This is a genomic window from Devosia sp., from assembly GCF_034675085.1.
Taxonomy (GTDB): Bacteria; Pseudomonadota; Alphaproteobacteria; order Rhizobiales; family Devosiaceae; genus Devosia.
This window is the reverse complement of sequence record NZ_JAUCDN010000048.1, coordinates 1-14,668: the sequence shown is the minus strand read 5'-3', so window position 1 is coordinate 14,668 and position 14,668 is coordinate 1. Positions and strand designations below refer to the sequence as shown.

The 14,668-nt window shown below is 65.0% G+C and carries 14 protein-coding genes and 1 pseudogene; 10 read left to right on the top strand and 5 right to left on the bottom strand.

The annotated features are described in order from the left end of the window. From VDP82_RS05120 to VDP82_RS05105, 4 genes are all read left to right on the top strand, one after another. On the top strand, nt 1-704 hold a 704-nt coding region (locus tag VDP82_RS05120), incomplete at its 5' end, for an aminotransferase class V-fold PLP-dependent enzyme (protein ID WP_323013766.1). A gap of 56 nt (nt 705-760) precedes the next feature. Further along, nucleotides 761-1,093 carry an SUF system Fe-S cluster assembly protein gene (locus VDP82_RS05115; protein ID WP_416347078.1) on the top strand — a complete coding sequence of 111 codons (333 nt, stop codon included), beginning with the start codon at nt 761-763 and terminating at the stop codon, nt 1,091-1,093. A 54-nt stretch (nt 1,094-1,147) separates the two neighbouring features. Beyond that, nucleotides 1,148-1,528: an iron-sulfur cluster assembly accessory protein gene (locus VDP82_RS05110; protein WP_323013764.1), complete on the top strand. Its 381-nt coding sequence runs from the start codon at nt 1,148-1,150 to the stop codon at nt 1,526-1,528. Nucleotides 1,529-1,612: 84 nt separating this feature from the next. After that, complete coding sequence (locus VDP82_RS05105) at nt 1,613-2,890, top strand: 3-phosphoshikimate 1-carboxyvinyltransferase (protein WP_323013763.1); 1,278 nt, start codon at nt 1,613-1,615, stop codon at nt 2,888-2,890. A gap of 132 nt (nt 2,891-3,022) precedes the next feature. Here VDP82_RS05105 and VDP82_RS05100 read toward each other — a convergent pair whose 3' ends face one another. The 5 genes from VDP82_RS05100 to VDP82_RS05080 all read right to left on the bottom strand — a co-directional run bounded on the left by VDP82_RS05100 (nt 3,023) and on the right by VDP82_RS05080 (nt 8,202). Beyond that, nucleotides 3,023-3,775, bottom strand: coding sequence for an ABC transporter ATP-binding protein (locus tag VDP82_RS05100; RefSeq protein WP_323013768.1), 753 nt, complete (start codon nt 3,773-3,775; stop codon nt 3,023-3,025). Between the two features lie 14 nt (nt 3,776-3,789). Next, nucleotides 3,790-4,554, bottom strand: coding sequence for an ABC transporter ATP-binding protein (locus VDP82_RS05095; protein ID WP_323013762.1), 765 nt, complete (start codon nt 4,552-4,554; stop codon nt 3,790-3,792). A gap of 9 nt (nt 4,555-4,563) precedes the next feature. Continuing rightward, nucleotides 4,564-5,715, bottom strand: coding sequence for a branched-chain amino acid ABC transporter permease (locus VDP82_RS05090; protein WP_416347077.1), 1,152 nt, complete (start codon nt 5,713-5,715; stop codon nt 4,564-4,566). Nucleotides 5,716-5,721: 6 nt separating this feature from the next. Beyond that, nucleotides 5,722-6,750 (bottom strand): branched-chain amino acid ABC transporter permease, encoded by a 1,029-nt coding sequence (locus VDP82_RS05085; RefSeq protein ID WP_323013761.1) that lies wholly within the window; start codon nt 6,748-6,750, stop codon nt 5,722-5,724. Nucleotides 6,751-6,852: 102 nt separating this feature from the next. Then, nucleotides 6,853-8,202: a substrate-binding protein gene (locus tag VDP82_RS05080; protein WP_323013760.1), complete on the bottom strand. Its 1,350-nt coding sequence runs from the start codon at nt 8,200-8,202 to the stop codon at nt 6,853-6,855. Nucleotides 8,203-8,394: 192 nt separating this feature from the next. Here VDP82_RS05080 and VDP82_RS05075 point away from each other — a divergent pair, with 192 nt between their 5' ends. The 6 genes and pseudogenes from VDP82_RS05075 to VDP82_RS05050 form a co-directional block, all read left to right on the top strand. Beyond that, nucleotides 8,395-10,017: a helix-turn-helix domain-containing protein gene (locus VDP82_RS05075; protein WP_323013759.1), complete on the top strand. Its 1,623-nt coding sequence runs from the start codon at nt 8,395-8,397 to the stop codon at nt 10,015-10,017. A 58-nt stretch (nt 10,018-10,075) separates the two neighbouring features. Further along, nucleotides 10,076-10,459: a response regulator gene (locus VDP82_RS05070; protein WP_323013758.1), complete on the top strand. Its 384-nt coding sequence runs from the start codon at nt 10,076-10,078 to the stop codon at nt 10,457-10,459. Continuing rightward, the gene (locus VDP82_RS05065; protein ID WP_323013757.1) at nt 10,443-10,679 is read left to right on the top strand and encodes a hypothetical protein; all 237 of its coding nucleotides are present in this window, start codon (nt 10,443-10,445) and stop codon (nt 10,677-10,679) included. The genes VDP82_RS05070 and VDP82_RS05065 overlap by 17 nt, the downstream gene beginning before the upstream one ends. After that, the gene (locus VDP82_RS05060; RefSeq protein ID WP_323013756.1) at nt 10,679-13,390 is read left to right on the top strand and encodes a sensor histidine kinase; all 2,712 of its coding nucleotides are present in this window, start codon (nt 10,679-10,681) and stop codon (nt 13,388-13,390) included. Before VDP82_RS05065 ends, VDP82_RS05060 begins: the two co-directional genes overlap by 1 nt. 102 nt (nt 13,391-13,492) lie before the next feature. After that, nucleotides 13,493-14,236: a glycosyltransferase family 2 protein gene (locus tag VDP82_RS05055; protein ID WP_323013755.1), complete on the top strand. Its 744-nt coding sequence runs from the start codon at nt 13,493-13,495 to the stop codon at nt 14,234-14,236. 102 nt (nt 14,237-14,338) lie between these two features. Continuing rightward, a pseudogene (locus VDP82_RS05050) lies at nt 14,339-14,668 on the top strand (hypothetical protein); the annotation flags it as partial.

The following is a 14,668-nucleotide window of genomic DNA, read 5'->3' as shown; positions in this document are numbered from 1 at the left end:
TGTCCAACGTGCTGGGCACGGTGACCCCGATCGCGGACATCATCGCGCTCGCCCATGCCCGGGGCATCCCGGTGCTGGTCGATGGCAGCCAGGGCGCCGTGCATGAAGAGGTCGACGTGCAGGCGCTGGACGCCGATTTCTACGTCATGACCGGCCACAAGCTCTATGGGCCCACCGGCATCGGCGTGCTCTACGGCAAATACGATCTTCTGGCCGACATGCAGCCCTATCAGGGCGGCGGCGAGATGATCGACACCGTGACCCTGGACAGTGTCACCTACAATGCCCCGCCGCACCGCTTCGAGGCGGGCACGCCCCCCATCGTGCAGGCCATCGGGCTGGGCGCGGCGCTGAGCTATATGGACAGCCTGGGCCGCGAGGCCATCGCCGCCCATGAGCGTGAGATTACCGCCTATGCCCAGGAGCGGCTGAGCCGCATCAATTCGCTGCGCCTCATCGGCACGGCGCCGGGCAAGGGCGGGATTTTCTCCTTTGAAATCAAGGGCGCGCACGCCCATGACGTCTCGACGATCCTGGACCGCTACGGCATCGCGGTGCGCGCCGGCACCCATTGCGCCATGCCCCTGCTCAAGCGGTTCGGGGTCACCTCTACCTGCCGCGCCAGCCTCGCCCTATATAATGGCAAGGACGATGTGGACGCGCTTGTCGAGGGCATCGAGCGCGCGAGAACGTTTTTTGCCTGAGGAAGGCCGATATGAGCGAAGACACCAAGACCGAAGATACCCGCATCGCCCCGACCATGCCGACAAGCCTGTCGGAAGACGAGGTGACGCGCATCACCACCGACCTCATCGGCGCGCTCAAGACCGTCTATGACCCGGAAATCCCGGTCGATATCTACGAGCTGGGCCTGATCTACAAGGTCGACCTGGACGATGACCGGAACCTGACCATCGACATGACGCTGACCGCGCCGGGGTGCCCCGTGGCCGGGGAAATGCCCGGCTGGGTGGAAAACGCCGCCCGCGGCGTTGAAGGCATCCAGGACGTTACCGTCAACATGGTGTTCGATCCCCCCTGGGACGCGACACGAATGAGTGAAGAGGCCCAGGTGGCGCTGAACTGGTGGTAATTTGCCGCGTTTCGCCCTATATATCGTGAAACACCGATAAAGCTGGACCGCCCCATGGCTTTCACCATCATGTCGCTGACCGATGCCGCCGCCGAGCGCATCACCGAAATCATGGAAGATTCCGACAGGCCGGTCATCGGCCTGCGCGTCGGCATCAAGAACTCGGGCTGCGCGGGCGTCGCCTATACCATGGATTACGTCACCGAGCCGGTGGCGGGCGACGACCACGTCAACGACCGGGGCGTCAATGTCTGGATCGACCCCAAGGCCACCATGTTCCTGCTCGGCACGGTGATGGACTTTGAGCAGTCCAAGATGAGCGCCGGCTTCACCTTCACCAACCCCAACCAGACCGGCGCCTGCGGGTGCGGGGAAAGCGTGACGCTCAAGCCGGCGGACCTCAAGGCCATCGCCGAGGCGCGGGCAGGGGCCTGACGCCATTTATCTGCCGTCCGGCGATTGAGCCGGGACGATATCGCAGCCGTTGCGTTCTTTGCGGCGCTGAGGCATTGGTTCGGCATGCTTACCCCGCTTCCGCCCGCCCTCACCATCGTCCCGCCCAACCGCCCGCTTGTCGGGCGCGTCTCCCCGCCGGGATCGAAATCCATCACCAATCGCGCGCTGTTGCTGGCGGCGCTGGCCGACGGCACCAGCCGGCTGACCGGCGCGCTCAAGAGCAAGGATACGGTGCTGATGGCCGCCGCGCTGCGGCAGATGGGCGTCAGCGTCGAGGAGCCCGATGCCACCAGCTTCGTGGTCTCCGGCTCGGGACGCCTGCATGCGCCCAAGGAGCCGCTTTTCCTGGGCAATGCCGGCACGGCGACGCGGTTCCTCACCGCCGCTGCGGCGACGGTGGACGGCACGGTGATTGTCGATGGCGACGAGGATATGCGCCTGCGCCCCATCGCCCCGCTGGTGCAGGCGCTGCAATCGCTGGGTATAGCCGCCAGCGCCCCGACCGGTTGCCCGCCGGTTACGGTTGAGGGGCGCGGCAGCTTCGGCCACGGCCGGGTGGAGATCGATGGTGGGCTGTCCAGCCAATATGTCTCGGCGCTGCTGATGGCCGCACCATTGGGTGACGGGCCCATCGAGGTGGCGCTGACCGGCAAGGAAATCGGCGCACGGGGCTATGTCGACCTGACCTTGGCCGCCATGCGCAGCTTCGGCGCCGATGTGGAGCAGCTCGATGCCGGCACCTGGCGCATCGCGCCCACCGGCTATCGGGCTAGCGATTTCCATATCGAGCCCGACGCTTCGGCCGCCACCTATCTGTGGGGCGCGGCGGCGCTGACCGGCGGCGATATCGACCTGGGCGTGGCCGCCGATGCCTTCACCCAGCCCGATGCGGCGGCGCAGGCCGTCATCGCGCAATTCCCCCATATGCCGGCGGTGATCGACGGCTCGCAGATGCAGGACGCCGTGCCGACGCTGGCGGTACTCGCCGCCTTCAACGCCCATCCGGTGCGCTTTGTCGGCATCGCCAATCTGCGCGTCAAGGAAACCGACCGCATCCGCGCCGTGGCCAATGAACTCAACCGCATCAAGCCGGGCCTGGGCACGGAGGAGGGCGATGACCTGATCGTCGCCGCCGATCCGCACCTCGCCGAAGGGTTGGCGGGGCACACCGCGCGCATAAAGACCTATCACGACCACCGCATCGCCATGAGCTTCGCGCTGGCCGGGCTCAGGATCGCCGGCATCACCATTCTCGACCCCGCCTGCACCGGCAAGACCTACCCGGCCTATTGGGAGATGCTGGAAGGGCTGGGGGTGACGCTGCTGCCGGCGCAGGGATAGGGCCAGATTGGGGGAAACGCCCCCGCAAAACGAAAGCGGCGGGCTTTTGGGCCCGCCGGGATTTACCCTGGGTCTCCCGAAGGGGAGAGGTGATATCGGCGGAATGCCTTGGTTCGAAAGACCCAGGGTAGCTCAGATCGCCAGGTATTCGTGGCGGAGTTCGGCGTTGTCGAGCACTTCCTGCGCGGTGCCGGCAAAGGCAACCTCGCCGGTGTCCAGAATGACGGCGCGGTCGGCCAGCTTCAGCGCCGCCACCGCGTTCTGCTCGACGATGACGGTGGTGATGCCCAAAGGCTTGATGGAATGCAAGATGCGTTCGATCTCGTGCACGATGACCGGCGCCAGCCCCTCATAGGGTTCGTCGAGCAGCAGCAGCTTGAGATTGCGCGCCAGCGCCCGGGCAATGGCCAGCATCTGCTGCTCGCCGCCCGAAAGGGTGACCCCTTCCTGCTTGCGGCGTTCGGCCAGGCGCGGAAAGCTCTCATAGATCTGCTCGATCTCCCAGCCATGGCCGGGGGCGACGCGGGCGAGAATAAGGTTTTCCTCCACGGTCAGCCCGGAAATGATGCGCCGGTCCTCGGGCACCAGCTGGATGCCGGCGCGGGCCGCCTCGAAGCTCTTCATCTGGTGAATGGGCTGACCATCGAGCCAGATTTCGCCTTGCCGCATCTGCGGATCGTCGGTGCGAGCGATGGTGCGCAGCGTCGAGGTCTTGCCGGCCCCGTTGCGGCCCAGCAGCGCCAGGATCTCGCCCTGGCGGATGTCGAGCGAAACGCCCTGCACGATATAGCTTTCGCCATAATAGGCGTGGACGTCGCGAACGCTGAAAAACGGACGCTCGGCCTCGAAGGCAGCGGCCTGGCTGACGGGAATTGCTGTTTCCATGGCGATCGCGCTCATCAATGGGCCCCTCCGAGATAGGCTTCCTGCACCTTGGGATTGCCGCGCACCTCTTCGGGCGTGCCGTCGGCGATGATGCGGCCCTGCGCCAGCACCGAGATCTTGTCGGCCAGCGAGAACACCACATGCATGTCGTGTTCGATGATGACCTTGGTCATGCCGCGCTTTTTGATCTTCTTGAGCAACTCGATGGTGGTGTTGGTGTCGTGCCGGCTCATGCCGGCGGTGGGCTCGTCCAGCAGCAGCAGGCGCGGATGCTGGATGAGGCACATGGCCAGCTCCATGCGGCGCTTGTCGCCACGGCTCAGGCTGCCCGCCGTCATGTCGCGGCGGTTGAGCATGCCCACATCCTCAAGCATGGCCTCGGCCTCCTGGCGGATGGCGGTCTCGCTGTCCAACGCCCGCAGCATATTGAGGCGGAAGGCGCCGTCGCGCTTGGCGAAAGCGGGGATCATGACGTTTTGCAGCACGCTGAGATCGGCGAATATTTCCGGCGTCTGGAAGACGCGGGCAATGCCGAGCTGGTTGATCTGGTGCGGCTTGCGCCCGGTGAGGATGGCGCCGTCGAACACCACCTGGCCGCTGGTGGGCGCCAGCTTGCCGATGATGACGTTGAGCAGGGTGGATTTTCCCGCCCCGTTGGGCCCGATGATGGCGTGCGTCTTGCCCTCCTCGACCTGCAGGTCGATGTCGGCCAGGGCATGCAGGCCCCCGAAGCGCTTGTGGACGTCGGCCACGTGCAGCACGATATTGGGAAGCGTCATGGCTCTCTCCTATTCCGCCGGCTGGGTGCTGGAGGTTTCACGGCCCTGCGCATCCTTGCGCCGCGTTCGCCCGAAGCGGGCGGCCAGCCGCCTTACCCCCTCCATGACGCCGCCGGGCAGGAACACCACCACGACCACGAAGAGCAGGCCCAAAGTGAGGTGCCAGCCTTCGCCGACGAACTTGCTGGCGACAGCCACCACGAAATCCTCGGACCCACCGGGCATGAAGTCGAAGACGCGGCGCAGCACGGTCTCGTTGATGGCCGAGAAGATGTTCTCGAAATATTTGATGAGCCAGGCGCCGATGACCGGGCCGACCAGGGTGCCCGCGCCGCCCAGAATGGTCATCAGCACGATATTGCCCGATTCCGTCCACTTCATCCGTTCCGCCCCGGCCAGCGGGTCGGTGACCGACATCAGTGCTCCAGCCAGCCCGGCGAACATGCCGGAAATGACGAAGGCGGCCAGCGTATAGGGCTTGGTGTTGAAGCCGGTATAGTTCATGCGCGTCTGGTTGGACTTGATGCCGCGCAGCGCCATGCCGAAGGGCGAGGCGAACACTTTCTGCGAAACATAGAAGGCCAGGATCAGCACGGCGGCGCAGAAGTAAAACCCGGTGAACCCGATCATGCCGATGCCGAAAAAGGTCGGAGACGGCAGGCCCTCGCCGGCGGGACGGATATTGAGCAGCGTGTCGATCACGCGCGGATCGCCGCGCGCCAGCAATAGCCCGGTCTCGCCATTGGTGATGGGCGTCAGCACCGAATAGGCCAGGCTGTAGCACATCTGGGCAAAGGCCAGGGTGAGGATGGAGAAATAGATGCCGGTACGCTTTAGGCTGAAATAGCCGATGACCAGGGCGAAGACCCCCGAGACGATAATGGCCAGCAGGATGGCGGGCACCACGTTCATCGACAGGAGCTTGAACGACCAGACGGTGGTGTAGGAGCCGATGCCGATAAAGGCCGCATGCCCGAAGCTGAGATAGCCGGTGAGCCCGAACAGGATGTTGAAGCCAATGGCGATGATCGCGTAGATGACGAATTTCTGCATCAGCCCCGGATAGGCGGCGCCGAATGGCGCCAGCCAGAGGGGCATGGTGAGCACGACGGCAGCGAAGACTGCCAGGGTGACGAGGTCCTTGCGAGACAGGGAAAGCATGGCGGCTTAACTCTCCATGAGGCCGCGCCGGCCCATGAGACCACGGGGGCGGACGAGCAGGATGACCACGGCGACGAGGTAGATGATGACCTGGTCGATGCCGGGAATGAGGGATTTGATCTCGGTCATGGCCGCGATGGATTGCAGGATGCCGAGCAGGAACCCGGCGGCGACGGCGCCGGGAAGCGAGCCCATGCCCCCCACCACCACCACGACGAAGCTCAGCACCAGGAAATCCATGCCCAACTGGTAGTTGGGCGGCAGGAGCGGCGTATACATCGCCCCCGCGACGCCGGCCACGACCGCCGCCAGCCCGAACATGATGGTGAAGCGCCGGTCGATATTGATGCCCAGGATGGACACCGTTTCGCGGTCGGCCATGCCGGCGCGGACCACCAGGCCAAATGTGGTGAAGCGCAGGAAGGCGAACACCCCGCCGATCACCGCCACCGAGAAGAAGAAATAGACCAGCCGCCACCAGGGATAGGTGAGCATATGGGGCGCCATGCCGAACCAGGACCCGATATCGGCAGCGCCGCGCAGATCGCTGGGCACCGGCTGGGGCACGGGATTGGCGCCATAGATGCTCTTGACGATTTCCTGAAGCACGATCGCCAGGCCGAAGGTGACCAGGATTTGCTCGGCATGGGGGCGCTTGTAGAAATGCTTGATCAGCCCGCGCTCCATGGCGATGCCGATGAGCAGCATGACCGGAATGACCAGCAGGATGGACAGCGGCACCGAATAGTCGATGAGAAAGCGGCCGAAATCGCCGAACATGCTCTCCATGATCGGGGTGCGCACTTCCACCGGCGCTCCCCATGGGGAAAGCTTGGTGGGATCGATGGTCACCGTTTCCATGGTGATGAGATAGCGGAAGGTCACGGCGCAGAAGCAGCCGAGCATGAACAACGCGCCATGGGCGAAGTTGACCACGCCCAGCGTGCCGAAGACCAGAGTGAGGCCCAGGGCGATCAGCGCATAGGCGCCGCCCTTGTCGAGCCCGTTAAGCAACTGCGCGAGTAGTGTATTCATCGATTTGTCCTTGCCGGACCAGGTCCCGGCGTCTCCCCGATTCCCCCGAAAGGCCCGGCGCGGAACCGCGCCGGAACCATTGCGTGATGCGTGCCGAGGCGATCAGCACATATTGGGTTCGTAGGGTCCCAGCTCGCCGCCGAAGATCGACGGATCGTAGGTCACCGCATCGCGCGAAGCCGACCCGATGACGTTGAGCACGTCGAACTTGCTCGTCGGGTTTTCATTGCCGCGCACCACGAGCACTTCCTTGAAGCACTGGTGATCGTCGGCGCGATAGAGCGTGGCGCCATTGCCCGCGCCATCGAACTCGAAGCCTTCCAGCGCCTTGACCACCTCGGTGGGATGGAAGGTGCCGGCGCGCTCGCAGGCATCGGCGTAGAGGATCGCCTGCACATAGCCGGTATGGGCCGACTGCGACGGGGGAGAGCCATAGGCTTCGCCATAGGCCTGGGTGAAAGCCTTGGTGCCTTCGTCGCCAAGGTTCCAGTGCCAGTTGGAGGTGCCGATGATGCCCTTCACCGCCTCGCCCGCGCCCACGGCCATCAGTTCCGAGAACATCGGCACGACGATCTCGAAATTCTTGCCATTGGCCTGGCGCTCGCGCAGGCCGAACTGCACTGCCTGGGGCAGCGAGTTGACCATGTCGTGGCCGTAATGGTTGAGGATCAGCACGTCGGCGCCGGAATTGAGCACCGGGGTCAGATATTGCGAATAGTCGCCCAGCCCGAGCGGGGTGCGCACGGTAGCGACGGTTTCCCAGCCCAGCGCCTCGGTGGCGTTCTTGATCGACTCTTCCTGCGTCCAGCCCCAGGTATAGTCGGCCGTCAGGTGATAGGCCCGGCGGTCCTTGCCGTATTCCTGCGCCAGGAACGGCGCGATGGCCACGCCCGACTGATAGGCGTTGAAGAAGTGGCGGAAGCCCAGGCGGCGCTTGTCCTTGCCGGTGGTGTCGTTGGAATGGGTGAGGCCGGACATGTAGATCACGCCCATTTCCTGGCACAGCGACTGCTGGGCAATGGCTTCGCCCGAAGTCACCGAGCCGGTGACCATGATGGCCTTGTCGCGCTCGATCATGCGGCGGGCGCCGTCGCGCGCGGCGTCGGTATTGGTCTGGGTGTCGCCGGTGACGAAGGTCACCTTCTTGCCCAGAACGCCATTGCCCTTGAGGGCAAGCGGCTTGAGCGTGTTGAGAATGCCGCCGTCGCCCTCGCCATTGATGTGCTTGACCGCAAGCTCATAGGCCTTGAGCTGCTCGAGCCCTTCTTCGGCATAGGAACCGGTCTGGGGCACGTTGAAGCCGAAAATGGCGGTATCGCCGGGCGCGTTGCAATAATCCTGCGCATAGGCGCTGCGGCTGAAAATGGTCGGCATGACGCCAGCGCCGATAATGCCGGCCATACCCGTTTTCAGTACCCGGCGCCGCGAGACGCCGCGAGTCAAAATAGTCATCCATCTCCTCCTTTGGCGTGGGACGGACGATACATAGTCGCCCAGTTCACCAACGCGGCAAGAATTGCCACGAATGAAAACTGAGACAATATGCCATTGTGATATAATGGTTTTTCTGTAAATTCTTGTGCGAGTAGAGCGTCGGATATGTCAATTCGTTGACAAACCCGGCGGCTGCAAAGGGAGGCAGGCATGCGCGCACCGATCGGATTCCGCATCAGCAACAGGCGGAAATCGCTCAAGATTTCCCAGGCGGCGCTGGCGCGGATGGCGGGAATCTCGCCCAGCTATCTCAACCTCATCGAGAACAACAAGCGCGACATCGGCGGCTCGCTTCTGCAACGCATCGCCCATCACCTCAATATCGATATCGGCGATCTGACCGGGCAGGCCGAGCAGAAGCTGCTCCAGGATCTGGAAGAGGCCTATGCCGACCCCCAGGTCGAGTCGCTGCCCTTCCAGCCCGACGAGAGGCGGCAATTGGTGGCGCAATATCCCGCCAGCGCCGCAGCCCTGGTGCAGTTGCACCGGGCCTATACGGGCGCGGTGGCCAGCGCCGAGGCCTATGCCGACCGGCTGCGCTCGGACCCGCTGCTCGGCCAGCTTCTGCACCAGATCCTGTCCGGCATCACCGCCGTGCGCTCCAGCGCTGAAATCCTCGAGGATGTGGGCGATCTGGACGAAGTCGAGCGCCGGCGCTTTCTTGCCGCCATCAGCCGCGACACGCGCACCCTGTCTGACGTGGCGCGCAACCTTATCGACCAGTTCGAAAGCTCCAGCCAGCGCCGGAGCGGGGTGTCTCCGGGACGGGAAATCGACGACCTCATCATCCAGCGCGACAATTATTTTCCCGAGCTGGAAACCGCGGCCGAAAGCCTGCGCGCCGAAATCGAGCGGGCAGGGGCCTTCGGCATCGACACGCTGACGGCGCTGTTGCACAGCCGCTTCGGCATTGGCGTGACCGTGGGCGGACCACCGGCCGACGCCGAATTTCCCGGCCAGTTCCGCTTCGACAGCGCCAGGCGCCAGATGTGGTTCGGCGGCTCCTCCATGCTGGCGACGCGGCAATTCCAGCTCGCCCGGCTCTATGGCGAATTGGCCGCCCCAGAGGCCATAGCCCAGGCCCTGGGCAGCGCCACGCTTTCCACCGCCACGGCAACGCGGCTGGCGGCGCGCGCGGCCGGATCGTATCTGGCGGGCGCCATCGTCTTTCCCTACCGGCAGATCCTGGCCGATGCCGAAGGCGCGGCCTATGACATCGATCATCTGCGTCAGCGCTACAATGCCAGCTTCGAGCAGGTGGCCCACCGGCTGGTGACGCTGCGCCGGCCGGGCGAGGAGGGCATTCCCTTCGGCTTCCTGCGCTCGGACCCGGCCGGGCGGCTGACCAAGCATTTCCCCCTGCCGGGCCTGCTTTTGCCCAATAGCGGCCATGCCTGCCCGCTCTGGGCCATCTATGGCGCCTTCCGCAGCCCCGACATGTTGCTGCGCCAGGTGGTGCGCTTTTCCGACGGCTCGCGCTATCTCTTCCTCGCCCGCACCGTGCAGCGCCGGGCCGGCTCGTTCCGCGAGCAGGCGGCAATGTCCTCGGTGATGCTGGCCTGCGACGTGCTGCATGCCGACCGCACCATCTATGGGGCGGGGCTGGACCTGATGGATATCGCGGCCGACATTCCGGTGGGCCCCAGCTGCCGCCTCTGCACCCGCCGGGCCTGCGCCAGCCGGCAGGAAGAGCCGCTCTGGCAGGAGGGCGAGCGCCCCGGCCAGCGGGCGCCGCTGCTGCCGATGGAACAGGGTCTTGGCGATGGCGCCTGATTGAGCTTTACTGCGTCATCCTGCGGAGGGGAGACCGCGGGGGCTGCAAGGGGGGACAGTGGCGGTCGACATACTCATTGCCGAGGACGAGCCCAGCATATTGGAATCGCTCGATTTCATCCTCAAGCGCGCCGGCTTCACCATCGGCTCGGTCACCGATGGCGAAGCGGTGATGGAGGCCGTGCGGCGCCTGCATCCGCGCATGGTCGTGCTCGATGTGATGCTGCCCCGGCGCAGCGGCTTCGAGGTGCTCAAGCAGATTCGCGCCGATTCCGACCAGCGCAACCTGCCGGTGCTCATCCTCACCGCCAAGGGCCAGCAGCAGGACCGGCGCATCGCCGAGGAGCTGGGAGCGGACGTGTTCGTCACCAAGCCCTATGCCAATGCCGAGGTGGTGGGGGCCGTGCGCCAGCTTCTGGGCGAAAATGGCGGACCGGCATAGGCTCACCGGCGGCATGCTGCTCCTGACGGTGCTCGGCGCCCTGCTGATGCTGCCGCCGCTGGTCTATGTCTTCAACCAGCCGCAGACGATCTTCGGCATTCCCCAGATCGTCTTCTATCTGTTTGTCGTCTGGCTGCTGCTGATCCTGGGCACGGCGCTGATGGCCCATGCCCGGCCCCGCAAGCCGCAAAAGGGCGATGCGCCGGGGGGAGAGGGCTGATGCTGTCGGCCGACCTGGTGATCGCCACCGCCGTGGGCTATGTGGGCCTGCTCTTCGTCATCGCCTATTTCGGCGACCGCCGGGCGCGCACCGGCAAGCAGTCTTTCCTGCATTCCCCGGCGGTCTACACACTCTCCATCTCGGTCTATTGCACCAGCTGGACCTTTTACGGCGCGGTCGGCAACGCCGCCCGCAGCGGGCTGGAATTTCTCACCATCTATCTGGGGCCGACGCTGGTTTTCGTCGGCTGGTGGTTCCTGTTGCGCCGGCTGGTGCGGATCAGCCATTTGCAGCGCATCACCTCGGTGGCCGACCTGCTCTCCTCGCGCTACGGCAAGTCCAACCGCCTGGCCGTGCTCATCACCTGCATCGCCGTGATCGGCATATCGCCCTATATCGCGCTGCAATTGAAGGCCGTCACCTCCTCCATCCAGGTGGTGGCCGGCTCATCCGAGCTGGGGCAGGGGCGGCTGGCCGGCATCGACGATGTCGGCCTGGCCTTCGGCATCGCCGCCGGCATGGCGCTGTTCACCATCCTGTTCGGCACCCGCCATGTCGACGCCAAGGAGCAGCACCACGGCGTGGTCGCCGCCATCGCCTTCGAGGCGGTGGTGAAGCTGGCGGCATTGCTGGCGGTGGGGGTTTTCGTCGTCGCGGTCGGGGGCGGCTTCGAGAATATCTTCGCCCAGGCCGATCGGGTGGGCGTGCATTTCAACTCCGAAACCACCTTCGATGCGCGCTGGCTGACCACACTGGCGCTTTCGGTGATGGCCATTGTCTGCCTGCCGCGCCAGTTCCAGGTGACGGTGGTGGAAAATTCCGACGAGGACCATCTGCGCGTGGCCAGCTGGGCCTTCCCCGCCTATATGCTTTTGATGAGCCTTTTCATCCTGCCCATTGCCGTTTTCGGGCTGACGGCGATGCCGGCCGGCTCCAATCCCGACATGTTCGCGCTGACCGTGCCCATGGCCTTCGGCCAGGATGCGCTGGCCCTGTTCGCCTTTATCGGCGGGTTTTCCTCCGCCACTTCGATGATTATCCTGGAATCCATCGCGCTCTCGATCATGGTGTCGAACCATATCGTCATGCCGCTGATCCTGCGCTTCAGCCCGGTCGGAAATGGCGACGGGCAGGGGGTGACGCATCTGCTGCTGGTGGCGCGGCGCTTCTCCATCGTGCTGATCGTGTCGCTGGGCCTGTCCTATTTCATCTTCACCCGCGATTCCGACGCCCTTGCCCCCATCGGGCTCATCTCATTCACCGCCATCGCCCAGTTCTTCCCCGCCGTCATCGCCGCGCTGTTCTGGCGCGAAGCCTCGCTCAAGGCGGCAACCACCGCCATCGCCATCGGCTTCGTCTTCTGGTTCTGGTGCAGCCTGCTGCCCTCGTTCGAATCGGTGTCCCCGCAAGTGGCCATGCTGCTCAGCCACGGGCCCTGGGGCATTGGCTGGCTGCGGCCCGAGGCCATGTTCGGCCTGGAAGGGCTAGATCCCCTGGCCCATGCAGCCTTCTGGAGCCTGTCGCTCAACATCCTGACGCTCACCCTGCTCTCGCTGCTGACCAGCCAGTCGGCGCTGGAGCGCATCCAGGCCAATGTCTTTGTCGACGTCTTCCGCCGGGGCGAGCAGGCGCGGGGCAATTTCATGCGCGGCTCGGCAACGGCAAACGATCTGTTCTTCGTTGCCGAGCGCGTGCTGGGCGAAAAGCGGGCGGCGGCTTTGTTCCAGACCGAGGCGCATGCCGCCGGGGTCGAGCCCGACATGCTCGAGCCCTCGCCCGATTTCATCGGACGGCTGGAGCGCGAACTGGCCGGCTCGGTCGGCGCCGCCTCGGCCCATGTCATGCTCTCCAAGGTGGTTTCGGGCGGCGAGGTGTCGCTGGAAGAAATGATGCAGATGGCCGACGAAACCCAGCAGGCCATCGAATATTCCCAGGAGCTGGAAAAGACCTCGGCCGAACTGCGCTCCACCGCCCGGCAATTGGAAGAGGCCAACGCGCAATTGCGCAAACTCGACAGCCAGAAGGACGAGTTTCTCAGCCAGGTGAGCCACGAGGTGCGCACGCCGATGACCTCGATCCGTTCCTTCTCCGAAATCCTGCTCGACCCCGGCGAGATCGACGATGGCAAGCGCCAGCATTTCGTTTCCACCATTCATCAGGAAAGCCTGCGGCTGACCAAGCTGCTCGATGAAATCCTCGATCTTTCGGCGCTGGAACGGGGCGAGCGCACCTGGGAAAACCTGCCGGTGGACGCCGAAGCCGCGCTCGACCGGGCGCTGACCGTCTGCGAGGCGCTGCTGCGCCAGAGCAATGCGCGGGTGGAACTGGGCGAGCGGGCCGGGCGCACCATGGTGGTGGGCGACGCCGACCGGCTCTGCCAGGTGTTCATCAACCTGGTCTCCAACGCCGTCAAATACAACGATATCCGTAACCCCACGATTCGCGTCACCTCGCAGGTCCGGGGCGGCCATTACATCGTCGATATCGCCGATAACGGTCCGGGCATCGCCAAGGGCGAGGCCAAGCTGATCTTCGAGAAATTCGCCCGTGGCCAGCGCGCCGCCGCCGACCAGACCGGGGCCGGGCTGGGCCTGGCCATTTCCCGCCAGATCGTCACCCGCATGAACGGCTCGCTCGACTTGGTGCCCGGGCCGCTGCCGGGCGCCTGCTTCCGAGTGAAGCTGGCCGTGCTGGGCAAAAGCCGGCCGTGATCTTCCCCGGCCAAAGCGCGGGCCCATGTTGCCTGCCCGCTCGCCAGCCGCTATTGGCAGGGGTCAATCCGGCGCCGAGCGCCCGCCCAGCATGAGGCAGAGATGAAACTGGCCTTCGTCATACCCGCCTATAATGAAGAGGCGCTGATCGGCAAATGCCTCGAATCGGTGCTGGCCGAGATCAAGCGCGCCGGCAGCGATGCGCAGGTCATCGTGGTCAACAATGCCTCCACCGATCGCACCGGCGAGATCGCCCGCGGCTTTGCCGGCGTCACCGTGGTCGACGAGCCCAAGAAGGGTCTGGTCAATGCCCGCGATGCCGGCTTTGCCGCCAGCGAGGGGTTCGATCTCGTCGCCAATATCGACAGCGACACGCTGGTGCCCGAGGGCTGGCTCGATACGGTCTATGCCGAATTTGCCCGCGATCCCAAGCTGGTCTGCCTGAGCGGGCCCTATATCTATTACGATATGAGCCCCTGGAACCGGGCGCTGGTGGGCGCTTTCTACGGGCTCACCTGGCTTATCTATATCCTCAATCGCTACGTGCTGCGCGTCGGCTCGGTGGTGCAGGGGGGTAATTTCGTCTTCAAGCGCGCCGCCTGGGCGCAGGTGGGCGGCTATGACCGCTCCATCCAGTTCTTCGGCGAGGACACCGACGTCGCCGTGCGCCTCTCCAAGGTGGGCGGGGTCAAATGGACCTTCAAGCTCAAGATGAAGACATCCGGCCGCCGCCTTGAAAAAGAAGGCGTCTTCCGCACCGCCGGCACCTATACGCTCAACTTCTTCTGGGTCACCTTCCGCGGCAAGCCCATGACCATGGACTACAAGGACGTGCGGCGGGACTGAGGCCGGGCCCGGCCATTTCGCCAAAACGCAGAATCAGACGATGCTGGGACGCCCGATAGGGTAGAATGGGCTGCCGCATGGTGCGGCCGAGGGCCGGAACGCATGTCGATTCCCTCCCAACTTCCCCAGATGCTGGCGGCGGTCCGCGCAGGGCCCTTGCAGGCCCTGGCCCTTCAGGCCGGGCAGATGCTCGATGGCCGTGTGGTAGGGCCGGCGCCCAATGGCGGCACGCAGGTGGAAATTCGCGGCCAGATGCTCAACCTGCTGCTGCCGGTGGCGACCAGGCCCGGCCAGACGCTGAGATTTGAGGTGCAGGGCAGCGGCGCGCAGATGCGGCTTGCCATGCAGGCGCCGTCTGCGCCGGCCCCGGCGGCCCCGACGTCCACCGCTAGCCCGGCCCAGCCCGCCTTATCCATGCCCGCCTCGCCGGCG